A 23026-nucleotide genomic window follows, 5' to 3' on the forward strand; every position below is an offset into this window, starting at 1 on the left:
TGCGGTTATGACCTTGTTGTTGCTGGCGTTGGCTATTGCGTGTGAGGTGACGGCGACTGTTTCGCTCAAGATCTCGGAAGGGTTCAGCAGGCTGGTGCCTTCGATCATCGTGGTGATCGGGTATGGGGCAGCGTTCTATTTTCTGTCGCGGGCTTTGCAGCGGGGGATGACCATCGGGGTGGCGTATGGGATCTGGTCGGCGGTGGGGGTGGTGGCGGTGGCGACCATCGGGGCGTTGTTCCTGGACGAGGGGATCACGGCGGTGCAGATCGGGGGGATCGTGCTGGTGATCGCGGGGGTGCTGGCGCTGGAACTCGGTGGGGCGCACTGACCGTGGGTAGTGCGCCCTCCGGTGTCGTCAATCCTGCACGCGCACCAGGTATCCAGCGTCCGCGAGGGCGGTGAGCATCTCGTCGCGGTGGGCGGGGCCGCGGGTTTCGAGGGTGAGCAGCACCTCGACCTCGTCGATGGCGAGCCAGGCGCCGGTGCGGGAGTGGACCACGTCGAGGACGCTGGCGCCGGTGCGGCCGAGCTCGGCGAGCAGGCGGGACAGGCTGCCGGGACGGTCGGAGATGGTGACGCGGGCGGCGAGGTAGCGGCCGGCGGCGCTGAGTCCGTGGCCGATCACGCGGGTCAGCAGCAGCGGGTCGATATTGCCGCCGGAGAGGATGGCGCAGACCGGGCCCTCCAGCGCGAGTTCGGCTGGGCTGCAGGCCATCAGCGCCGCGACGCCCGCCGCGCCCGCGGGCTCGACGATCAGCTTGGCCCGCTCCATACACAGCAGCAGCGCCTTGGACAGCGCATCCTCGTCGACGGTGACGATGGTGGGCGCGCTGTCCACGATGTGCTCGAACGGCACCTCACCGGGCCGGCCCACCGCGATGCCGTCGGCCATGGTGGACATCTGTTCCAGCGCCACCGGCTTCCCGGCCGCGAGCGAGGCGGGCCAGGCGGCCGCCTCGGCGGCCTGCACACCGATCACCCGGACCTGCGGCTTCAGCCGCTGCACCGCCGCGGCCACCCCCGCGAGCAGGCCGCCGCCGCCCGTCGGCACCAGCACCGTGCCGACATCCGGGAGCTGGTCGAGGATTTCGAGCCCGACCGTCGCCTGCCCGGCCACGATGTCGATGTGATCGAACGGGTGCACCAGCGTCGCCCCGGTGCGTTCCGCGAAATCCCGTGCGGCGGCGAGTGATTGGTCGATGGTGTCGCCCACCTGGTGCACGGTCGCGCCGTAGGCCCTGGTGGCCACCAGTTTCGGCAGCGCCGCACCCACCGGCATGAATACCGTGGCGTCGATCCCGAGCGAGGTCGCCGCCCACGCCACCCCCTGCGCGTGATTGCCCGCGCTGGCCGCCACCACCCCGTGTGCCCGCTCGGCCGCGGACAGATTGGCGATCCGGTTGTAGGCGCCGCGCGGCTTGAACGATCCCGTGCGCTGCAGGTTCTCGCACTTCAGCCAGACCTCGTGCCCGATGCGTTCCGACAGCACCCGCGAGGCCACCACGGGAGTCCGCCGAATCACCGGTGTCAGCAGGGTCGCCGCCGCTTCGATCCGCGCCATGAGCTCCATGCGGGCCATGTTGCCAGGTATTCACGCGCCTGTCGTTCGCGAAAGATATATGGATCACGCAATAACCCGGAAACCGAAAAGCAATCCACGGGGAACGGCTCGTTCCTACCTTGAGCCCACCATCATCGGCTTTCGGATCGGATACACCCCATGACCGACATCGTCACCCCCGCGTCGGCGGGCGCGGAGCCCGCCGCGGCGACACCCGCTCCAGATTACGACCCCAGGCTCACCAATGACGATCTCGCCCCCCTGAAGAAACAGACCTGGGGCTCGTACCACATCTTCGCCTTCTGGATGTCGGATGTGCACAGCGTCGGCGGATACGTCACGGCGGGCAGCCTTTTCGCCCTCGGCCTGGCCGGCTGGCAGGTGCTGGCCGCCCTGCTCATCGGCATCACGATCGTATATTTCCTGTGCAATCTGGTGGCCGCGCCCAGCCAGCGGGCGGGCGTGCCGTATCCGGTCATGTGCCGCAGCGCCTTCGGCGTGAAGGGCGCGAACATCCCGGCCATCATCCGCGGCCTGATCGCGGTGGCCTGGTACGGGATTCAGACCTACCTGGCCTCGGCGGCGCTGATCGTGGTGGCGGTCAAGCTCTTCCCGAGCCTGGCGCCGTACGCGAAATCCGGCGACTACGGTTTCCTCGGCCTGTCGCTGCTGGGCTGGTGCGCCTACCTGGTGCTGTGGGTGGTGCAGGCGGCCGTGTTCTGGCAGGGCATGGAGTCCATCCGCAAGTTCATCGACTTCTGCGGTCCCGCCGTGTATGTCGTCATGTTCTTCCTGTGCGGCTACCTGATCTACAAAGCCGGCTGGAGCGCCATCGACCTGCAGCTGGGCGCGGTGAAGTACCACGGCTGGGACGCGCTGCCCGTGGTCCTGGGCGCGATCGCGCTGGTGGTGTCCTACTTCTGCGGGCCGATGCTGAACTTCGGTGACTTCTCCCGCTACAGCAAGTCCATGGCGGCGGTGAAGCGCGGCAATCTGCTCGGGCTGCCGGTCAACTTCCTGGCGTTCTCGCTGCTGGTGGTGATCACCGCGTCGCTGACCATCCCGGTGTACGGCGAGCTCATCACCGATCCGGTCGAGACCGTCTCGCGCATCGACTCCACCTTCGCCATCGTGCTGGGCGCGCTGACCTTCACCATCGCCACCGTCGGCATCAATATCGTCGCCAACTTCATCTCCCCGGCCTTCGACTTCTCGCACGTGAGTCCGCAGAAGATCAGCTGGCGCATGGGCGGGATGATCGCCGCGGTCGGGTCGGTGCTGATCACGCCGTGGAACCTGTACAACAACCCGGACGTCATCCACTACACCCTCGAGGTGCTGGGCGCGTTCATCGGCCCGCTGTTCGGGGTGCTCATCGCCGACTACTACCTGGTGCGCAAGCGGACCATCGTGGTGGACGATCTGTTCACCATGGCCGAGCGCGGAAAGTACTGGTACCGCAACGGATTCAATCCGGTCGCGGTGATCGCCACCGTGATCGGCGCGATCGCGGCGGTGTTCCCGGTGCTGGCCAAGGACGTCTACGGCATGCACACCGCGGCCGAGTACAGCTGGTTCATCGGATGCGGTCTGGCGCTGGTCATCTACTACGCGCTGGCCACCCGCACGACGCTCATGGTCGAAGCCTGAGGGGATATCCCTGGCAGCGATGCCGGTCGCTGCCAGGGATTTGCCGGATAAGTTATAGACCGTCTCCTGAAAATGTGTCCGGCGTAACATATTCCGCACGGATTCACGTATTAAAGCGCACAGCGGGAAAACCTGCTTTTCCCAATCGGAATAAGTACCGTTGGGCCCATGCAGCTCTCCCGGTTCACCGATCTCGGCTTGCGGTCGCTCATGCGCCTGGCGGTCAGCAGTGATGCCGAGGAAAGAGTCACCGTCAAACTGATTGCGCGACAGGTGAATGCTTCCGAGAACTACGTTGCCAAAGCCATCTCCCGGCTCGCCGAACTGGGCTATGTCGAGTCCCAGCGCGGACGCACCGGCGGGATCTTCCTGACCGAGGCAGGTAAAAAAACCACCATCGGCACTATTGTTCGGCAACTCGAATGTGATAACGAAGTCATCGAGTGTGGCGGCGACAATCCGTGCCCATTGGCGAATGCGTGCCGTTTGCGGGGCGTCCTTGCTACCGCGCAGAACGCCTTCTACGCCGAACTCGATCGGTACGTCCTGTCCGATCTGGTGGATCAGCGCACCGTGGAACTGCTGTATATGCCGGTATTCCCGGCGGCTTCACTCATCGACACCTAGGAGACCTCATGAGGCTCGCGCCGGATTCCACGCTGCACACTTTCCCCGAGCTGGCTGAATCCACTACCCAAGGTCTTGGGGCCGAGCACGCCGAGGTGATCCGCGCGACCCTGCCGTTGGTGGCCGCGCACATCGACCAGATCACCCCGCTGTTCTACACCAAGATGTTCGCCGCCCATCCCGAGCTGCTGCGCGACCGCTTCAACCGCGGCAACCAGCATCAGGGCGCACAGCAGAAGGCGCTCGCCGCCTCCATCGCCGTGTTCGCCACCCACCTCGTCGACCCCGGCCTGCCGCACCCGCGGGAACTGCTGGCCCGCATCGGCCACAAACACGCCTCGCTGGGGGTCACCGAGCCCGAATACCGCATCGTCCACGAGCATCTGTTCGCCGCCATCGTCGAGGTGCTGGGCGCGGACGTGGTGACCCCGGAGATCGCCGCGGCCTGGGATCGCGTGTACTGGCTGATGGCCACCACGCTCATCGATTTCGAGCGGGAGCTCTACGACGCCGCGGGCGTCGCGCCCGGCGACGTGTTCCGCGAGACCCGGGTGGTGCAGCGCATCGACGACCCGTCGGGCGTGGCCACCTTCGTGGTCGAGTCCGCCGATCCGTCCGCACCGCTGCCGGGATTCATTCCGGGACAGTACATCTCGGTCGGCGCGCGGCTGCCCGACGGCGCCCGACAGCTGCGTCAGTACAGCCTGATCAATCGCGGCGGTGACGGCCGGCTCGCCTTCACCGTGCGGAAGGTGCTCGCCGACGCGGACACGCCGGCCGGTGAGGTCTCGAACTGGCTGCACGACACCGTCGGCGCGGGCGACACCCTCGAAATCACGCTGCCTTTCGGCGATCTCACCATCGACACCGAGGCCACCACGCCGGTCGTGCTCATCTCCGCGGGCATCGGCGTCACCCCGATGGCGGGAATCCTGGAATACCTGGCGGCCGAAACCCCCACGCGCCGGACCGTCATCCTGCACGCCGACCGCTCCACCACCGCGCACCCCCTGCGCGAGACGGTCGACGCGCTCGCCCACCGGTTGGCGGACGTGTACTTCCGCGCCTGGTACGAGGCCGACGGCCACGGGTTGCTGGACGTGACCCGGGTCGATCTGCCCGAGGACGCGGACTACTACCTGTGCGGTGGCACCGGCTTCCTGCAGTACGTCCGCGCCCAGCTCATGTCCGCCGGAATCCCTTCGGACCGAGTCCATTTCGAGCTCTTCGCGCCGAACGACTGGTTGCTCGACGCCGATCAGCAGCCCGCCCTCGCCTGACCGCGGGCGGCATCGACCCCTGGCCGCGGTCGACCGGCTAGCCGTGCGCCGCGATGATCCGCAGCACTCCGCTCAGCCACGGGGTGTAGCGCGCGGGTTCCGCCGCCACGTTCTCGGCGAGGGTGTCCGGCCGGATCCACGCGGTATCGGCGACCTCGTCCGGGTTCGGGTGCGGCGCGGTGTCTTCCAGGCGTCCGATCAGGACGTGATCGAATTCGAACTCGACGCGGCCGGTATTCGGATCGGTGGCCTGGTAGGTGAAGGTGCCGGCCTCGGACAGCTCGGCGGTGATGCCGAGTTCCTCGTGCAGCCGTTTGGCGGCCGCCTCCACCACCGCCTGCCCCGGCGCCGGATGCCCGCAGCAGGTGTTGGTCCACAGCAGCGGAAAGCGCGTCTTCACGCCCGCCCGCTGCTGCAGCAGCACTCGCCCGGCGGCATCGAACAGCAACACCGAGAAGGCCCGATGCAGCCGTCCGGGCGCGGTGTGGGCAGCGGCCACCGACAGCGAACCCCGCGCCCGGCCCTGCTCGTCGACCAGTTCGACGAGCAGGGTCTCACGGTCCACCACCGGGGTGGTGTCGGATGCGTCGAGGGTGCCGGTCACCTAACCACCTTATCGGCGGTGATCATCAGGTACTGGAAGCTGCCCTCCTTGTACGAGGTCAGGAAGGGTTTCTCGACGCCGGTCGCGAGTTCGGACCGGGTGCGCAGCTCCCAGTAGGGGATGGTCGCGGGGGTGAGGTCGGTGACCGCGATGGGGACCAGGCCGCTGGCGGCCAGCGCCTGGAAGTAGCGGCTGCGCGGATGGATATTGCAGCCGTAGTGGGCGTCGATCCAGCTCACCGAGGCCGAACGGGCGCCGAACACGTCATTGGAGCAGCCGGTGATGCAGACGTAGCGGCCGCCCGGCTCGAGCAGGCGGGAGAACTCCGCGAACAGCTCGACAAGGTCCACGTACATGGTGGTTTCATTGGTCCAGATGCCGCGCCGGGAGCCGGAGTCGAAACCGGTGTCGAGCATGTTCTTGAAGTGGAAGCGCACCTTGTCGGAGACGCCGCGCTCGCGGGCCTGCTCATTGGCGAAACCCACCTGGTATTCGGAGATGGTGACGCCGTCCACCTCACAGCCGAAGCGCTGGTTGGCCATGAAACTGGTGCCGCCGCGGCCGGACCCGCCGTCCATCAGCCGGTCGCCGGGGCGGACGTCGCCGAGCTGGTCGAGCAGGACGTCGGCCTGCGCGGTCTCCAGGCGGTGCAGCTCCTTGACGATCCGGTCCTGCCGGGTCTCCTCGGGGCCTTCCAGGACCGACAGGTCCGGCTGGCCGATGCCGTAGTGATGGTGATAGAGCCCGTCCACCTCGCCGAGCTTGGTGTTGACGCGATCATCATTGGGATTGTTGTTCCAGTAGGACGCGACCGATTTCTGGTATTCGGTCTTCAGCACGGCATCCGGCCGGGGGTGGAGCGCGGTCATGGCAGGTCATCCTCTCGAATGGGTGATATGACGCTGGAAGTACTGCGCGCATCGAAGGGTGAGGTGAATCACGGGGTTTCGTTGTAGCGGCGGCTGTCCGCGTGCCAGGCCCGGTTGCCGCCCATCCAGGCCCACAGGCCGGTCAGGAAGCGGCGCAGCTCCGGGGAGCCGGCCGCGGCGAGGGCGCCCGCCTCGGCCTCGAAGCGGTGCACCAGCTCGTCGTGGACCTCCGCGGTGCGCTGGACGGCCTGGCGGCGGGAGCACTGCTCCTCGGCGGCGAGCACGGTGGGGAGGTTGAATTCCCTTCCGCCGGAGAGGTCTTCGCGTGCCATGGAGTAGAGGTCGTTGACCATCTGGCTGGCCAGCGCGGCGGTGGTGACCACCCGGCGCACCCGCGGATCGGTGTACTCCGCGGCCGGCACCTCGTAGCCGCCGACCGCGTCGATCGGGGCCATGCAGGGCAGGAAGCTGTGCGGTTGCCGGTTCAGCAGGTATTCCCAGACCGGTGGCATGCGGCCCGCCGCGCGCCACCCCGCTTCGGCGCCCAAAGCGATGAACCAGCCCGCGATCTCGGTGCGCAGGCGCGCCACCTGGGTCGGGGTGGCGAATCGCGACAGGTGCTCGAAGGAGGTCCGGAATGCCCGCAGAATCGGATCGCTCTGCATGGCCTCCTCCACCTTGACCTGGTATCGCGGTGGCAGGTGCACGGGATCCATGGCGGCGGCGGCCAATTCGAGCCGCGGCCCGAGCTCGGCCTCCGCGCTGGACCTGCTGCCGTCCGGCGCGATATCGCTGGCGTCCTCCTCGCAGTAGTAGTCGTCCACCGACCACTCCGACACCGCGCACTTGGCCGCCGCCAGCAAGCGATCCGCGTCATCGCAATCCGGATGCGCCAGCATGATCAGCCGTCCGAAGTCGGCCTTCCGCAGATCATCCAGCCGCCCCTCGTACAGCCCGATCTCCTGGGCCCAGGCGATGATCCCGAAATTCACCGCCTCCGCCAGCGCCGGATTGTCCCGCACCGGCGGCGGACAGTAGAGCGCGGGAATAGCCGCCCCCTGCGCCCGCCGCACCGATCCGGTCCCGATGCCACTCGGACCATGCGAAACCCGCTCGGCCCCAGTGGAACTCGCGGCCTCCGATGCCCCGGCCGACATGGTGGTACCCGGCTCGACCGCCGTGGAGCCCGGAATCCCACGAGTCAGCTCGGTGATCGACCCGAGGTCCCACACCGGATCGAGGGTCTGCCCGGGATCTACGCCGGGAGCACCGGGCCGAGCGGCCGCCGAAGTCGGAACCGCCCGAACGGCATCCGCGATCTGCCCGGCGGACCGTTTGTGCGCCGGCCTGACCGCCGCCGCATCGGCGGGACCGACACCCTCCGGATCGGCGGCCATCGAGGTGGCTGCAGCCGGAGCCACCGCATCGGCCCGAACCACGGTGTCCGCCCGTGCCGCAGGCGAAGTCGGCGCGACCGGTGTGGAGCCACCGGACACCCCGCCTCGGCGAAATGCCGAGGTCGTGCCGATTCCGGTGGGGCCCTTCGCAACCCGCCGCGCTGCCGAGCCGGGCGAGCTCTGTTCCGCGGCATGGGTTTCGGCCGGTGGGGAGGGGAGACGGCCGGTGCCCAGGGTGCGGGGGATGGGGCGGAGGGGTTGGGCGAGTGGCGCGGTCGGGAGTCTGGGGGTCGGCACCGCGCCGCCGGCAGGCGACGGCGGACGCGATGCCTGTCCCGCGAGCTCCGTGATCACCTGGGGGGTGGGTAGGTTCACGCGGAGGCTCGGGGCCCCGAGGCCGGAGGGGCCGAGCAGCCGTCGGGGGGAGTGCGCCTCGGCGGCGTCGGAGGCGCCGAGGCGGGGATCATCACCGAGGGCGGCAATGGATTCCAGGGCGGAGAGGGCTTTGGTTGCCGCGAGCAGGGTTTGGGGCGCGGTGGTGTCGAGGTTGGTCAGCAGGGCGGCGACGGCCGCCGCCACCTCATGGGTGGCAGGCGGGGCCGCGGCGCGTGAGAGCACCGACATGACGGGACACCTCGCTCAGTCGGACTGACGGGCGACCAGCACATTGTCGAGAATGCCGAGCGCATCGGGGACCAGGACGGCGGCCGAGTAGTAGCAGCTGACCAGGTAGGAGATGATCGACTGATCGTCGATGCCCTTGAACCGGACGTTCAGGCTGGGCTCGTACTCGTCCGGAATTCCGGTCTGGTGCAAGCCGATCACACCCTGGTCCTTCTCGCCGGTGCGCATGGCGAGAATCGACGTGGTCTGGGTGCCGCTGACCGGGATCTTGCCGCACGGGAAGATCGGCACCCCGCGCCAGGCGGGCACGCGGTGGCCGTCCACCTCCACCGGGTCGGGATAGATTCCGCGCTTGGAGCATTCGCGCCCGAACGCGGCAATCGCCTTGGGGTGCGCCAGGAACAGCTTGGTGCTGCGGCGCATGGAGAGCAGCTCGTCCATATCGTCCGGAGTGGGCGCGCCGGACTCGGTGTAGATGCGCTGTTTCAGGTCACAGTTGTTGAGCAGGCCGAAGTCCGGATTGTTGACCAGGTCGTACTCGCGGCGCTCGTAGAGGGCCTCGATGGTCAGGCGCAGCTGCTGCTCGATCTGATCCATCGGGTCGTTGAACAGGTCGGCGACACGGGTGTGCACGCGCAGCACCGACTGGGCCAGGCTGAGTTCGTACTCGCGGGGCTGATCGTCGTAGTCGACGTAGGTGCCCTCGAGCATCGGCTCCCCGGAGTGGCCGGAGGAGATCACGATCTCGGCCTCGCCGTATTTGTTCTGCGGCAGCGCCGGGGCCTGTGCCACGGCGGAAAGGTGTTCTGCCAGTGCCGGAATGTTCTCGGTCAGCTGGTTCACGGTGGAGCGGGCGAGCACCAGCATGGTGGTGGGCGTGACCGTCTTGATGGTGACCGGCCAGATCGCGTCCGGATCGGTGAGGGTCTGATCGCCGAAGTAGTCGCCGCCGCCCAGCATGCCCAGCCTGGTGGTCTCGCCGTACTCGCCCGTGCCGATCTTGGAGAGCTTGCCGTGCACGATCAGCAGCACCTGGTCCATCGGGTTGCCGAACTCGGCGACCACGGTGCCGGCGGGCAGATCCCGCTGTTCGAAGCGGCCGGCCACGGTGGCCAGGATCTCCTCGTCCGCGAACCCGCGCAGCTGCGGCAGCTCCTGCAGTTCGAGCGGGATGACCCGGGCGTGCGGGCCGTTGATGACGTACTCCACCTCGCCGTTGCCGACGGTGTGCGTGAGGCGCCGGTTGACGCGGTAGATACCGCCCTTCACCTGGCTCCATGGCAGCGAACGGGTCAGCCAGCGGGAGCTGATGCCCTGCATCTGCGGTTCGGATTTGGTGGTGTGTGCCAGCTGGTGGGCGGCAGCGGTACTGAGGGATTTGCGCTGGCCGTTTTCGGTCTGAAGGGGCATTTCGATGGTCATGCTGCGGTCCTCACCTCGAAGGGCCACCGCGACGGGAGGCGGTGGAGTCCACGGCGAAACAGCAGACCCGAGCGGGGCCTGCGTGAATTAGTCAAGTGAGTGAATTGACAAGCGCGACAGTGCGATTCCAGCGATTCCGATGGTAGAGCCCCGGATCACCCGACGCGCCGAAATGCCAAAACATGATGCCTGGCATGTTGCTGTATCCCGTAAACCCCGAACGGCCGGTTTGCTTCGGCGCGGGCCCGGATCGCTCCGCCACGCGTAGCCCGCATGGTGCTGGTCACAGCGCCAGCGCAGTAGGGTGGACATATGGCAAGCTCATCGCGACGCGTCGGGGCGGGTGACGCTGGTCAAGGCCAGGAAATGTCTGGGAGAGAAGCCGTGAAATTCAATACGAGGTCCGTGGTGGGTCCGATCGAGCGACTCGTCGCGACCGCACAGAACGGGCTCGAGGTGATCCGGTTCGGGGGACTGGTTCACGACATCGAATCGTCGCCGTACGAGGTGGTGGAGCGGAAGCGGATGTACCGCCTGCGCCACTACTTCCCGGACGACACCGGGGCGGAGCGTCCGGTTGTGGTGCTGGTGCCGCCCATCATGGTGACCGCCGAGATCTGGGACGTGAATGCCGCCGATGGGGCGGTCGGCATTCTGCACCAGGGCGGAATAGATTGCTGGGTGGTCGATTTCGGCTCACCGGCCACCGAGGAGGGCGGCTGGGACCGGGATCTGGCCGACCACGTGCTGGCGGTCTCGAGCGCCATCGACACCGTCACCGAAATCACCGGCCGCGCCGTGCATCTCATGGGGTACTCGCAGGGCGGCATGTTCGCCTACCAGACCGCGGCCTACCGCTACGGCAAGGGCGTCGAGTCCATCGTGACCTTCGGCAGCCCGGTCGACGCCGTCGCGGGCATGCCCTTCGGCCTACCGCACGGGCTGGTCTCCGACGCCGCCGACTTCCTCACCGATCACGTGCTGAACCGGCTGCCCATCACCGATTCCATGGTGCGCCTGGGCTTCCAGGCCCTGGACCCGGTCAAGACCGCCCGCGCCCGCATCGACTTCCTGCGCCAGCTGCACAACCGTGAGGCGCTGCTGCCCAAGGAGCGTCAGCGCCGCTTCCTCGAGGTCGACGGCTGGCTCGGCTACCCCGGTCCCGCGCTCACCGACCTGCTCCAGCAGTTCGTCAAGCACAATCGAATGATGCTGGGCGGCTTCGTGATCCGTGATCAGCTCATCTCGCTGGCGGAGATCAAGTGCCCGATCCTGGCCTTCGTCGGCGAGGTCGACGACATCGGCCAGCCCGCCGCCGTGCGCGGCATCGTGCACGCGGCGCCCAATGCCGACGTGTACGAGACCAGCATTGTGGCAGGGCATTTCGGGCTGGTGTCGGGCTCCACCGCCACCAAGCAGACCTGGCCCGTGGTGCGCGACTGGGTCAACTACCTCAGCGGCCGCGGCGAACTGCCCGAGCAGGTCCAGCGCATGAGCACCGAGGTGGTCCGCAATGGCCCGCGCACCGGGCTCACCCGGGTCGTGCACGCCCTCGGCACGCTGGCCGAGGCCGGAACCAGCGTCGGCAAGACCATCGAGGGCGTGGCCGGGCAGACGCTGCGCGGTACGGTCGAACTCACCAGCGAGGCCGCCCGCGCGCTGCCCCGGCTGACCCGGCTGGGCATGATCCAGCCGCATACTCGAATCTCGCTGGGCCGCTTGGTCGCCGAGCAGGCGCAGCGCGCGCCGCAGCGCGATCTGTTCGTGTTCGACGACCGCGTGCACACCCAGGAGGCGGTCAACGAGCGCATCGACAATGTGGTGCGCGGGCTGATCTCCGTCGGCGTGCGGCCGGCCACCCGGGTCGGGGTGGTCATGGAGACCCGGCCGAGCGCGCTGGCCTCCATCGCCGCGCTGTCGCGGCTGGGCGCGGTCGCGGTGCTGCTGGCGCCGGGGAGCGAACTCTCCAAGGTCGCGGACCTGACCGGGACCAGGCTGCTCATCGCCGATCCGGAGAACCTCGCCAGCGCGGCCGCCACCGGTCACCGGGTGCTGGTGCTGGGCGGCGGCAATACCCGTGTCCTCGACATTCCGCCGGGCGCCGATGTGGTCGACCTGGAACAGATCGACCCGGCGCAGGTGGAGCTGCCCGCCTGGTACCGGCCGGATCCGGGCCTGGCGCGCGAGCTGGCCTTCATCCTGGTCACCGGCACCGGCGACAAGTTCGACGTCAAGCAGGTCACCAATCACCGCTGGGCGCTGTCGGCCTTCGGCACCGCGTCGGCGGCGAATCTGAGCCGCCACGACACCGTGTACTGCCTTGCGCCGCTGTACCATTCGTCCGGATTGCTGGTGAGTCTGGGTGGCGCGGTGGCCGGCGGCAGCCGCATCGCGCTGGCCCGCTCGCTGGAACCGGCGCGGTTCGCCGAGGAGGTGCACCGCTACGGCGTCACCGTGGTCACCTACACCTGGACCATGCTGCGCGACATCCTCGACGCCGACACCTTCGCCGACGGGCATGCGCATCCGATCCGCCTGTTCATCGGGTCCGGAATGCCCAGGGGCCTGTGGCGGCGCACCGAGGAGCGCTTCACGCCCGCCAAGGTGCTGGAGTTCTACGCCTCCATCGAAGGAGATGTGGTGCTGGCCAACGTCTCCGGCGCCAAGATCGGCTCCAAGGGCCGCCCGGTGCCGGGCACCGCCAAGGTCGAACTCATCGCCTACGACCCGCTGACCGACGAAATCCTGGTCGACGACAGCGGTTTCGCGCGGCGCTGCGCCGACAACGAGGTGGGGCTGCTCATCGGCACCGTCTCCGACCTCGTCGACCTCTCCGCGGGCGGACTCCGCGGCGTCTTCGCCCCCGGCGACGCCTGGATGCCCACCGAGAACCTCTTCCGCCGCGACAGCGACGGCGACTACTGGCTCATGGACCGCCGCGACACCGTCATCCCGACGCCGCGCGGCCCGGTCTACACCCAGCCGATCGTCGACGTGCTGAACGACATCACCGCCGTCGACATGGAGGTGGCCTTCGGTCTCCCCGCCGGGGACTGCATCCTCGCGGTCGCCGCGGTGAGCGTCCGCGCGGGCTTCGGCCTGGCTCCCAAGGATGTGACCGAGGCGGTCCGGGCCCTGGCCCCCGACCAGCGCCCCGACATCGTCTACGTCGTGGACGACATCCCCCGCAGCTCCACCTACCGTCCCTCGACGCGGGCGGTGCAGGCTGCGGGCCGCGCCGAACCCGACGACCGCACCTGGTGGTACAACCGCACCACCGAGGCCTACGAGGTCCTCACCCCCGACCTCGCCGCGCGCCTGTTCGGCTGATCGCCTCGAACGCGCCCCCGCCACCGTGTCGTACCGAAGAAGACACGGCAGGGCCGGGGCGCGTTCGCATTTCGCCTGCGATCCATCGAATTGACCGAATGGTAATTTTCGAGCATGCGATCGGATGTCGGAGGTGGGAGCGGAGCCGTGAAGCGGGTCGGCACGGCGGGGACCAAGGGGGTGCCGCGAGCCGAGCGGGAGGCGCAGATCCTCGATGTGGCGGCCGCGGAGATCGCGCGGGTCGGGTACGCGGGGCTGTCACCGGCGGTGGTGGCGGCGGGGGCCGGGGTGTCGAAACCATTGGTGTACGGGTATTTCGGGTCCAAGGACGGGTTGTACGTGGCCTGCGTGCAGCGGGCCGCGGGCGTGCTCGGGGACGCGATCGACGAAGCCATCTCGGGGACGGCCTCGCTGGAGATGGCCGAGCGCACGCTGGCCGCGATCTTCACCGCGCTGGAGCCGCGGCCCTACGACTGGAAGGTCGTGCACGACCAGTCCCATCCGGCCGAGGGACCCGCGGCGGACGCCGCGCTGGCCGCGCGCGCACGCATCGCGGCCCAGACCGATCAGGGTGTGGGCGCGTTCGTGTCGGGACACGGGCTGACCGACCCGCAGGATCTGTCCGCGCTGATCGCGGTGTGGACCGGGCTGGTCGCCGCCCTCGTCGACTGGTGGCTGGGTCATCCCGACGAGACGGCCGAGGCCATGATCGCGCGCAGCGCCCGGCTGTTCGCCGCGCTCACCTGAATTCGACCGGGAGCGGTTCGAGCTCTTGCCATTGAATTGACCGATTGGTAACTTACGAATCGGTCAATTCATGGAGGTTCGATGTTGTCGCAGGTCTGGCACGAGATCAACACGCCGCTGCTCTACGCGATCCCGGTGTTCCTGCTGTGCATCGCGGCGGAGGCGGTGACACTGCGCGACAGCGACCGCGAGCAGGCGACCGGGTACCTGACTCCCGACACCCGTGCCAGTCTGAGCATGGGCATGGGCTCGATGGTCTCGTCCTTCGTGTTCAAGACGGCCAGTCTGGTGCTGTTCGTCCTGATATGGACCTATCTCGCGCCGTGGCACCTCCCGACCGGCGCCTGGTGGAGCTGGGTGCTGCTGACGGTGGTCCTCGACCTGCTCTTCTACCTCAACCACCGCTTCTCCCACCGCGTCCGCATCGGCTGGGCTGCCCATCAGGCCCACCACTCCAGCGAGTACTTCAACTTCGGAACCGCCCTGCGGCAGAAGTGGAATCCGTGGTCCGAGGCCGTCTTCTGGGCGCCCCTGCCGCTGCTGGGCTTCGCCCCCTGGACGATCTACATCGCGTTCACCCTCAACCTGATCTACCAGTTCTTCACCCACACCGAGACCATCGGAAAGCTCTGGGCCCCCATCGAATTCGTCTTCAACACCCCGTCGCACCATCGCGTCCACCACGGCAGCGACCCCGAATATCTCGACAAGAACTACGCCGGCATCCTCATCATCTGGGACCGCATGTTCGGCACCTTCCGGCCCGAAATGCACCGCCCCACCTACGGTCTCACCAAACCGGTCGGCACCTACAACCTCCTGAAGCTGCAATACCACGAGTACGGCAACATCATTCGCGACGTCCGCGCCGCCGACGGCTACCGCAACAAACTCGGCTACATCTTCGCCCCGCCCGGCTGGCGGCCGCCGGAACTGCGCGACCAGCCCGCCTGAGCTCGCACCGCACGAAAGCCCGGTCCTGGACCGGGCTTTCGAAAATCGGCCGTGTTCCGTGCGCTCCGGTTCAGTTCTCCGCCAGTACCTTCTGTGGCTCGGCTGCTGCGGTGGTGCGGGCCGCGACCGCCTTGCGGACCGGGATCGCGAGCGCGATCACCGCGGACACCAGGCAGGCTGCGCTGCCGATCAGGAACACCGTGCGGAAGCCGTTCTCGGTCGGAATGGCATGGCCGCCAACCGAGATGGTCAGCTGTGCCAGCACCGCGCCCACGACCGCCGAGGAGACGGAGGTGCCGATCGAGCGCATCAGGGTGTTGAAGCTGTTGGCGGAGGCCGTCTCCGACAGCGGCACCCCACTCATGATCAGCGCCGGCATCGCGCCGTACGCGAGCGCCACACCCGTGCTGCAGATGATGTTCACCAGCTCCAGACCCCAGGTGGAGCCCATCGTCAGCTGTGCCACCCCGTACCCGGCGGCCATGGTCAACGCGCCGGTGAACAGGGTGATCTTCGGGCCGCGCGCGGCGGACAGGCGGGCGCCCACCGGTGAGACGAGCATCATCATGATGCCGCCGGGGGCCATCCACAGCCCCATCATGATCATCGACTGACCCAGGCCGTAACCCAGCGACGTCGGCAGCTGCAACAGCTGCGGCATGCTCAACTGCAGTGCGTACATGCCGACACCGATCGCGATACTCGCGAGGTTGGTGACCAGCACCTGCGGACGCGCGGTGGTGCGCAGGTCCACCAGCGGCTCGGGCGACCGCAGCTCCCACCAGCCCCAGGCGAGCAGGATGACGACCGCCGCAGCGAACAACCCCAGCGTGGTACCGCTGGTCCAGCCCCAGGTCGCGCCCTTCGACACGGGCAGCAGGAACGACACCAGACCGGCGCCGAGCAGCACCGCACCGGGAAGGTCGAAACGGCCCGACGGTCCTTCGGAGCTGCCCTCGGGCACCAGGGTCACGATCAACGCGGTGGCGATGCCCACCAGGCCCGCCGCGACCCAGAACATCACACGCCAGCTGCTGTACTGGGTGACGGCCGAGGCGATCGGCAGGCCCAGTGCGCCGCCGATGCCCAGCGACGAGCTGATCAGCGCGATCGACGAGCCGAGCCGTTCGGCGGGCATCACATCGCGCAGCAGGGCGATGGCGAGCGGGATGATGCCGACGCCGAGTCCCTGCAGACCGCGGCCGACGATCATCGGCACCAGCGAATCGGACACCGCACACACGATCGACCCGACGATGAGCGGAATGGTGGAAGCGATCATCATGCGCCGCTTGCCGTACATGTCGCCGAGCCGGCCCGCGACGGGGGTGGCGACGGCCGCGACGAGCAGCGTGATGGTGACCACCCAGCTGGTGTTCGAGGCCGAGGTATTCAAGATGCGGGGTAGCTCACCCAGCAGCGGCACCACCAGCGTCTGCATGAGCGACGCGATGACACCGGCGTAGGCGAGCACCGCGAGGGTGCGGCCCGCGCCCGTGCGCGCCGGCGTCGAGCCGGACGCCGTAGCGGAATCGGGTTGGGTCATGGGATCTCCTCACGATGGAATCATGTGTACTGTACACATAAAGTGCAAGATGCACATGCAGTGGCGGATGCACAACGCTAGGGTGTGGGTGAACAGGGGTTGAACCCGCAGGTCAATGCGGATCGCGGAAGGACGGGACGTGCCGAAGCCCACTGAATTGCTGGAGTTCCAGACCATGCTGATGGCCCGTTTCAGCCTCATCGCGCGCAAGGCGACCGACACCAGCCTCGATCGCAGCGCCTACCTGTTGCTGAGCCTGCTCGAAGCCGAGGGCCCGATGTCCATCGGCAGGCTCAGCGAAATCCTCGGCCTCGACGTCTCCACCCTGAACCGGCAGACCGCGGCGCTGCTCCGCGCCGGCCTCGCCGACCGCATCCCCGACCCCGACGGCGGCATCGCCCGCAAGTTCCGCCTCACCCCCGAAGGCGCGTCCCGCCTGAACGGCGAACGCGCACAGAGCATCCGCCATCTCGACCAGATCGTCGCCGACTGGACCGACGCGGAGGTCACCGCCCTCGCCGACTCCCTCGCGCGCCTGAACGCCGACATCGACCGCTACCGAAACCGTATTTCCGCGCGCCCCTGACGCGGACCCCTCGTGTGGCAACGGCATCCGCGATGCCGCCGGGCTCGCGGCTACTAGACGGTGAAGCTGGTGACGCCGTCGACGACGCGGGTCAGCTGCTCCTCGGTCAGGCCCGGCCACAGGGGGAGCCGCACCAGGGTGGCCGAGAACTCGGCGCTGCGCACGCACGGGAACGGGGTACGGCCGAGCTTGAGCCCGGCGGGGGAGGAGTCCAGGGGGACGTAGTGGAAGGGGGCCACGATGCCGCGCTGGGACAGGTGCGCGATGAGGTCGTCGCGGCGGTGCTCGGTGGGGACGCGCAGGTAGTACAGGTGCGCGGTGTGCTCGCGGTCCGACGGCACCGTCATGAGGCGAATGTCGTTGCGGGCGGCCCAGTCCGGGAGCGCGGCGGCGTAGGTGTCCCACACGCGGTGGCGGTTGCGCTGGATGGTGTCGAACTCGGCGAGCTGGGCGTCGAGGACGGCGGCGTTCAATTCGCTGGGCAGGTAGGAGGATCCGATGTCCTGCCAGGAGTACTTGTCCACCGCGCCGCGCAGGAAGCGGGCCCGGTCGGTGCCCTTCTCGCGAATGATTTCCGCACGCGCCATGAGGATTTCGTCGGTGAGCAGCACCGCGCCGCCCTCACCGCAGTGCACGTTCTTGGTGTCGTGGAAGGACAGCGCGCCCACGGTGCCGATGGTGCCCAGCGGGCGGCCCCGGTAGTAGCCGCCCAGGCCGTGCGCGTTGTCCTCGATGATGGCGAAGCCGTGCGCGTCGGCCAGCCGCTGCAGCCCCTCCATGTCGGCGGCCACACCGCCGTAGTGGATGACCATGACGGCCTTGGTGCGCGGAGTGACCGCCGCGGCCACCGACTCCGGATCCAGATTGCCGGTGGCGGCGTCGATATCGGCGAACACCACGGTCGCGCCGCGCAACGCCATGGCCGTCGCACTGGAGGTGAACGCGAAACTCGGGACGATCACCTCGTCCTCGGGCCCGAGCTCCAGCAGCAGCCCGGCCATTTCGAGCGCGTGCGTGCACGAGGTGGTGAGCAGCGCGTGCGGCGCGCCGGTGATGTCACGCAGTTTCGTGGTGGCGGTCGCGGTGAAGGGACCGTCGCCGTGGCTGTGGTCCGAGGACAGCACGGCCTCCACATTCGGCAGCTCGCGCGCGGCGCGGAACGGGCGGCTGAAGATGATGCGGTCACTGCTCACGCGCGGAGCTCCCCCTCGATGTCTTCGTCGAACCGATTCGTCGTGCCGCCGTGGTGATTTCCACCGTCGTAGCGGATTCCGCCGCGCAACTGCCGCGGCCGCGGCGTCGGCGAATCCACCGTCAGATACAGCGGCTTGCCGACCAGCACATGCAGTGCCACACCGAGGTATTCGGCGATCAAACCCAGCGAGAACAGCACCGCGCCCGAGCACAGCAGCAGCACCGTCATGAGCGAGGCCCAGCCCTCGGGGTCGGTGCCGCTGTCGGTCAGCCGGTGGTACACCACCCACCCCGCCATGGCCAGCCCGCCCAGCGCCAGCGTCACACCCAGCATGCTCACCAGCCGCAGGCCGCGAGTTCCACTGCACAGCACCATCTTCCAGAACAGCGAGAACAGCCGCCGGTAGTTGTAACCCGACTCCTCGCGGCCCTCGGCGCGCAACTGCACCGGCACCTGCGCCGCCTCGCCCACCACCCAGGTGAGCGCCACATCCAGGTACACGCCATTGGAGGCGACCTGCGCCAGCTGCCGCGCGATATCGCCGCGGATCAGCCGGTAGCTCTCGAAGCGGGTGGAGTCCGGGAAGGCGAACACCGTCGCCAGCACGATCTTCGCGCCGCGCGAGGTGACATTGCGCAGGAAGCCGTGCGGGCGGGTGTTGACCGGCTTGGAGTAGACCAGATCGGCCCGCTGCTCGAGCGCCGCGTCCAGGAAGTCGGCGATGAAGGCCGGATCGTGCTGGCCGTCCTCGTCCATGGTGACGGTCCAGTCGCCCTGCGCGGCGGCCATACCGGCGATGGTGGCGGCATCCTGGCCGTAATTGCGGCTCAACCACACGACCCGCACCTGCGGGTAGGTTTCGGCGAGCTCCTGCAGCACCACGTCGGAGCGGTCGGGCCCGTGATCGTGCACCAGCACGATCTCCTCGACCCGGAAGGTGGCGCCCTGCGGCGTGGTGACCGGCTCCCCGAGCTTGTCCAGCTCACTGACCAGTGCGGCGATCGTCTCCTCGCCGCGGTACACGGGCACCACGACGGAGACAGCGTGCACCCGCGCCGGGCGCTCGCTGCCGGAGGTCACGCTGGGGTCGCTCGCGTAGGCGCGGGCGGACGGAATCGGCATCAGCTGAATGTACTTTCGATGACGGTGTGCGCCGGAACTCCAGCCCGGAAACCGGAGCCCGAGCCGCGCTGAACTCTAACACGCTGCTCGGCGCGGCATTCGGGGCGAAGTGTCGACACCCGGCCCATCATTCCCCATGTCCATCCCCCGCAACGGCGCCCATACCTCCCAACGGCTTGGCGTAAGTGCCATCGACATCGCCGCCCTGTAGGGTCTGGAACTCGTGGTGGAAAGCTCAGTTTCCAAGGTGGTCGGGGCCGCCGAATCCGGGCAGGACGATAAGGCGGCTCGGCGCGAGGTGTATCGCTGGGGCATCGTCACTTCGATCGGGGTGACCCTCGGGTATCTGGCTGTCATCCTGGCCAACTCCCGCCACTTCTTCACCGATGACACCGAATCCCAGTACACCGGCCTGTGGGTGTTCTTCGGCCGGGCCTTCCGTGACGGCCATTTCCCGCTGCTGATTCCGGACCAGTGGATGACGGGCAACTACACCAATGAGGAAGCGGGACTGTTCAACCCGCCGCAGCTGCTGATCGATCTGATCGCGCCCTCGGTGCCGAACCTGGCCGTGTACGCGACCATCGTGAAGCTGGTCTTCGCGATCATCACCGGGCTCGGCGTGTACCGGGTGTGCCTGGTGTACGGCGCCCGCCCGCAGTGGGCCGCGGTGGCCGGGGTGGCCATGCCGTTCACCGGCTTCTTCCTGTTCTTCGACTCGGCCAGCTGGTTCACCGCCATGGCCGGCACCGCCTGGATGATCCACGCCTGGGCGTCCGCGGAGCGTTACCTGCGCGGGCAGGGCGGTCCGATCCCGGTCTTCGTGTACCTGTACCTGGCGATCTCGGTGCAGTACGTGTTCCCCGCGGTCGAGGCCGTGCTCATGCTGATCGCGGTGGCCGTCGGCTACCTGGTGTGCCGGGGGCCGCGGACCTGGCCGCAGTGGCGCGACGCCTTCGGCCCGCTGCTGCGCCTGGCCGCGGCGGCGGCCTGCGCGGGCACGGCGGGTCTGCTGACCTTCCTGCCCTCGATGCTGTCGGCGCAGGTGAGCTGGCGCGGCAATTCGCAGATCAATAACGACCAGTTCCTGACCGTGCCGTGGTCCGAATCGCTGAACGCCAGCCTGCCGACCACCATGCCCGCGTTCACCTCGTGGTGGGGCTACGTCCAGCCGCTGCCCATGACCTACATCGCCTGGTTCCTGATCCCGGCGCTGGCGTTCGTGGATTGGAAAGCGGCGCAGAAACACTGGAAGCAGTTCGTCGCGATTGCCCTGTTCGCGCTGATGGCGCTCATGTGGACCGCCGGGCCCGGCACCGTCGGCCCGCTGCGCTGGCCCGCCCGCGTGCTGCCCATGCTGGCGCTGGGTCTGCTCGTGCTGGTGTGCGTGCTGCTGGGCCGCTTCGCCACGCTGCGGGACCGCAACACGCGGATCATCTCGGCACTGGTGCTGGTCCTGGCCCTGTGGGTGCGCACCTTCTCCGCCGACCCGCACCGGGTGCTGTGGCACCTGGGCTCGGCCGCCGTGGTGATCGCCCTCGGGTTCGGCGCGGTGTGGCTGGGCCGCACCCGCGGCGCCACCGGAGCCACCGCGCTGGTCATCGCCGCCATGGTGCCGATCGCCTGGTTCCAGGTGTGGTGGGTGCAGCCCACGCCCATGTCGTGGAACCTGCCCGCCGACCGCAACGAGGCCATGGCCGCCTTCCCGAAGTTCCAGGCCGGCACCACCCTGCAGCTCTCCGACCGCGGCCTGCTGCAGCCCGCCGACAAGAACCTGCAGGGCGCGTACGGGTCGCTGGTGTGGGGCAACTACGCCAAGGACCTGCAGCAGGACTACGTCAACGGCTATACGCCCAACGGGCACTTCTACTTCGGTGAAATGCTCTGCATGCGCTGGGATTCCAGCGTCTGCCCCGACGCGTACCGCCGGCTGTTCAGCGCCGAGCCGGCCACCGGCCGCACCCTCGCCGACCTCATGCTGATCGACCGGGTCGTGTTGCAGAAGGCCATGTTCCCCGACGCCGGTGACCAACCCGCCCCGGAGGGCTGGCACTTCGTCGACGTGCCCGGGCACGAGAAGTACATCTGGGTGCTCGAGCGCGACAACGGCCCGATCTCCACGGTCAACGGCCGCGTCGGCGACGCCCACGATGTCACCGCCACCTCGCTCGACGAGACCGACACCACCAGCCGCGTACAGGTCTCCTCGGAGACCGGCGGCCGCGTCACCTTCGCGCGCCTGGGCTGGCCCGGCTACCGCGTCACCCTCAACGGCAAGACCGTCCCGTTCCACACCGTCGCGAAAGTCTTCGTGGCCGTGGACATTCCGGCCGGCACCGACAAGGCCGTGCTGGAGGTGAGCTGGCGGCCGCCGGGCTGGAAGATCGGAATCGGCAGTGCCGCGGGCGGACTCGTCGGCCTCGGGCTGCTCCAGTGGCTGTACGTTCGCTCGCGCCGGCGCGGACAGGACGTGCCCGCCGCCGAACAGCTCGACGACGATCCGGACCGCGAACTGGTGGGCACCGCCAAGTGACCGAGACGCGTCCCTCGCTCACCGGCGCCGAGCCCGCCCCGGCCGGGCCGCTGCTCCGGCTGGTGCGTCGGCAGGAGATCGCCTTCGCCCTGGTCGGCGGCTTCAACACGCTGATGGGCATGGTGCTCACCATCGTCTGGCTGACCGTCCTCGGCGGCGTGGTGTCCAAGGACGTGGCCGCCGCCCTGTCGGTGGCGCTGGCCTACGCGGTCAGCATGGTGGTGGCCTTCGTCCTGCATCGCACCCTGGTGTTCCGGGTGCGCGGCCACCTGCTGCGCGACTTCGTGGCCTTCGTCGGCGTGAACGCGGTCGGCATGGTGCTGAACATGGTGCTGCTGCAGCTGGCCGTCTCCCTGCTGCACGCCCCCGCCAAACCGGCCGCCGTGGTGGTCATGGGCCTGGTCGCGGTGGCCAGCTACTTCGGCCACCGCCACATCAGCTTCCGCCGCCCCGCCGATTCCCCTCCTGCCCACGCCGACCGGTAGGTTGTCGGACATGTCGGAGGAAACCCTGGACCCCACCCTGCTGAGCCTGCTCGCCTGCCCCCAGGACAAGGGCCCCCTGCAGCTGGTCCACACCGCCACCGGTGACACCGTGCTCTACAACCCCCGCCTGCGCCGCGCCTACCCGGTCGACAACGGCATCCCGGTCCTCCTCGTCGACGAGGCCCGCGACGTCTCCGACGACGAACACACCCTCTTCGTCACCCAATCCTGATCCCCCCGCGCGCCTTCCATGAAGGCCCGCTGACCGGGCTGCGTCCCGGCGTCGGCCGGCTCGCGCGGGCGCGGTGCCGGCCGCGGCCCTGCTGGTCGATATCGGCTCCAAGCTGATGCATGCCCGAGGCTCGCGCAGCGTGCTGCTGGGTCCTGGTTTCCGGGTTTTCACCGTTGCGGCGATTGTGGCCCTGGGGGCACTGCAGTCGCATGTCACGGCTGGGCAGCCGCAAGGTTGGGTCACTCGGCCCCAAGGGTCG

The 23026-nt window shown here is 68.5% G+C and carries 19 protein-coding genes; 11 read left to right on the forward strand and 8 right to left on the reverse strand.

Features of this window, described 5'->3' with window-relative positions; all coding sequences use genetic code 11:
- Nucleotides 1–7 precede the first annotated feature (7 nt).
- Nucleotides 8–331: a DMT family transporter gene (locus tag ACWEKS_RS33785; RefSeq protein ID WP_452343852.1), complete on the forward strand. Its 324-nt coding sequence runs from the start codon at nucleotides 8–10 to the stop codon at nucleotides 329–331.
- A 27-nt stretch (nucleotides 332–358) separates the two neighbouring features.
- Here ACWEKS_RS33785 and ilvA read toward each other — a convergent pair whose 3' ends face one another.
- Nucleotides 359–1573, reverse strand: coding sequence for a threonine ammonia-lyase (gene ilvA, locus ACWEKS_RS33790; RefSeq protein WP_452343853.1), 1215 nt, complete (start codon nucleotides 1571–1573; stop codon nucleotides 359–361).
- Between the two features lie 150 nt (nucleotides 1574–1723).
- Between ilvA and ACWEKS_RS33795 the strand changes: the two genes are divergently transcribed.
- The 3 genes from ACWEKS_RS33795 to ACWEKS_RS33805 all read left to right on the forward strand — a co-directional run bounded on the left by ACWEKS_RS33795 (nucleotide 1724) and on the right by ACWEKS_RS33805 (nucleotide 5121).
- Complete coding sequence (locus ACWEKS_RS33795; protein WP_452343854.1) at nucleotides 1724–3214, forward strand: NCS1 family nucleobase:cation symporter-1; 1491 nt, start codon at nucleotides 1724–1726, stop codon at nucleotides 3212–3214.
- 168 nt (nucleotides 3215–3382) lie between these two features.
- Nucleotides 3383–3841, forward strand: coding sequence for an RrF2 family transcriptional regulator (locus ACWEKS_RS33800; protein ID WP_452343855.1), 459 nt, complete (start codon nucleotides 3383–3385; stop codon nucleotides 3839–3841).
- 8 nt (nucleotides 3842–3849) lie between these two features.
- Nucleotides 3850–5121, forward strand: coding sequence for a globin domain-containing protein (locus ACWEKS_RS33805; RefSeq protein ID WP_452343856.1), 1272 nt, complete (start codon nucleotides 3850–3852; stop codon nucleotides 5119–5121).
- Between the two features lie 37 nt (nucleotides 5122–5158).
- Here the strand turns inward: ACWEKS_RS33805 and idi are convergent, their stop codons facing one another.
- From idi to ACWEKS_RS33825, 4 genes are all read right to left on the reverse strand, one after another.
- Complete coding sequence (gene idi, locus ACWEKS_RS33810; protein WP_452343857.1) at nucleotides 5159–5725, reverse strand: isopentenyl-diphosphate Delta-isomerase; 567 nt, start codon at nucleotides 5723–5725, stop codon at nucleotides 5159–5161.
- On the reverse strand, nucleotides 5722–6594 hold the full coding sequence (locus ACWEKS_RS33815; RefSeq protein ID WP_452343858.1) for a geranyl diphosphate 2-C-methyltransferase: 873 nt from the start codon (nucleotides 6592–6594) through the stop codon (nucleotides 5722–5724). Before ACWEKS_RS33815 ends, idi begins: the two co-directional genes overlap by 4 nt.
- Before the next feature lie 68 nt (nucleotides 6595–6662).
- Complete coding sequence (locus tag ACWEKS_RS33820; protein ID WP_452343859.1) at nucleotides 6663–8615, reverse strand: family 2 encapsulin nanocompartment cargo protein terpene cyclase; 1953 nt, start codon at nucleotides 8613–8615, stop codon at nucleotides 6663–6665.
- Between the two features lie 15 nt (nucleotides 8616–8630).
- A complete protein-coding gene (locus ACWEKS_RS33825) occupies nucleotides 8631–10037 on the reverse strand; it encodes a family 2B encapsulin nanocompartment shell protein (protein WP_452343860.1) in 1407 nt (468 codons plus the stop codon).
- Nucleotides 10038–10403: 366 nt separating this feature from the next.
- Here ACWEKS_RS33825 and ACWEKS_RS33830 point away from each other — a divergent pair, with 366 nt between their 5' ends.
- The 3 genes from ACWEKS_RS33830 (at nucleotide 10404) to ACWEKS_RS33840 (ending at nucleotide 15068) form a co-directional block, all read left to right on the forward strand.
- Nucleotides 10404–13367 (forward strand): AMP-binding protein, encoded by a 2964-nt coding sequence (locus ACWEKS_RS33830; protein ID WP_452343861.1) that lies wholly within the window; start codon nucleotides 10404–10406, stop codon nucleotides 13365–13367.
- A 114-nt stretch (nucleotides 13368–13481) separates the two neighbouring features.
- Nucleotides 13482–14114, forward strand: a complete 633-nt coding sequence (locus ACWEKS_RS33835; protein WP_452343862.1) for a TetR/AcrR family transcriptional regulator — start codon at nucleotides 13482–13484, stop codon at nucleotides 14112–14114.
- A gap of 81 nt (nucleotides 14115–14195) precedes the next feature.
- Entirely contained in the window at nucleotides 14196–15068 is an 873-nt protein-coding gene (locus ACWEKS_RS33840; protein ID WP_452343863.1) for a sterol desaturase family protein, read from the forward strand.
- A 70-nt stretch (nucleotides 15069–15138) separates the two neighbouring features.
- Here ACWEKS_RS33840 and ACWEKS_RS33845 read toward each other — a convergent pair whose 3' ends face one another.
- Nucleotides 15139–16614, reverse strand: a complete 1476-nt coding sequence (locus ACWEKS_RS33845; RefSeq protein ID WP_452343864.1) for an MFS transporter — start codon at nucleotides 16612–16614, stop codon at nucleotides 15139–15141.
- A gap of 115 nt (nucleotides 16615–16729) precedes the next feature.
- On the opposite strand from ACWEKS_RS33845, the gene ACWEKS_RS33850 reads away from it, so the two are divergent.
- A complete protein-coding gene (locus tag ACWEKS_RS33850; RefSeq protein WP_452343865.1) occupies nucleotides 16730–17200 on the forward strand; it encodes a MarR family winged helix-turn-helix transcriptional regulator in 471 nt (156 codons plus the stop codon).
- Between the two features lie 53 nt (nucleotides 17201–17253).
- Here the strand turns inward: ACWEKS_RS33850 and rffA are convergent, their stop codons facing one another.
- A complete protein-coding gene (gene rffA, locus ACWEKS_RS33855; protein WP_452343866.1) occupies nucleotides 17254–18393 on the reverse strand; it encodes a dTDP-4-amino-4,6-dideoxygalactose transaminase in 1140 nt (379 codons plus the stop codon).
- Nucleotides 18390–19445, reverse strand: coding sequence for a glycosyltransferase (locus tag ACWEKS_RS33860; protein ID WP_452343892.1), 1056 nt, complete (start codon nucleotides 19443–19445; stop codon nucleotides 18390–18392). The genes rffA and ACWEKS_RS33860 overlap by 4 nt, the downstream gene beginning before the upstream one ends.
- A gap of 403 nt (nucleotides 19446–19848) precedes the next feature.
- On the opposite strand from ACWEKS_RS33860, the gene ACWEKS_RS33865 reads away from it, so the two are divergent.
- The 3 genes from ACWEKS_RS33865 to ACWEKS_RS33875 are packed head-to-tail and all read left to right on the forward strand — an operon-like array spanning nucleotide 19849 to nucleotide 22767.
- Nucleotides 19849–22050, forward strand: coding sequence for a hypothetical protein (locus ACWEKS_RS33865; protein ID WP_452343893.1), 2202 nt, complete (start codon nucleotides 19849–19851; stop codon nucleotides 22048–22050).
- Nucleotides 22047–22535 (forward strand): GtrA family protein, encoded by a 489-nt coding sequence (locus tag ACWEKS_RS33870; RefSeq protein ID WP_452343867.1) that lies wholly within the window; start codon nucleotides 22047–22049, stop codon nucleotides 22533–22535. The genes ACWEKS_RS33865 and ACWEKS_RS33870 overlap by 4 nt, the downstream gene beginning before the upstream one ends.
- A 10-nt stretch (nucleotides 22536–22545) precedes the next feature.
- Entirely contained in the window at nucleotides 22546–22767 is a 222-nt protein-coding gene (locus ACWEKS_RS33875; protein ID WP_452343868.1) for a Trm112 family protein, read from the forward strand.
- The last annotated feature ends 259 nt before the right edge of the window (nucleotides 22768–23026 follow it).

The sequence above is a fragment of the Nocardia sp. NPDC004711 genome, from assembly GCF_053601595.1.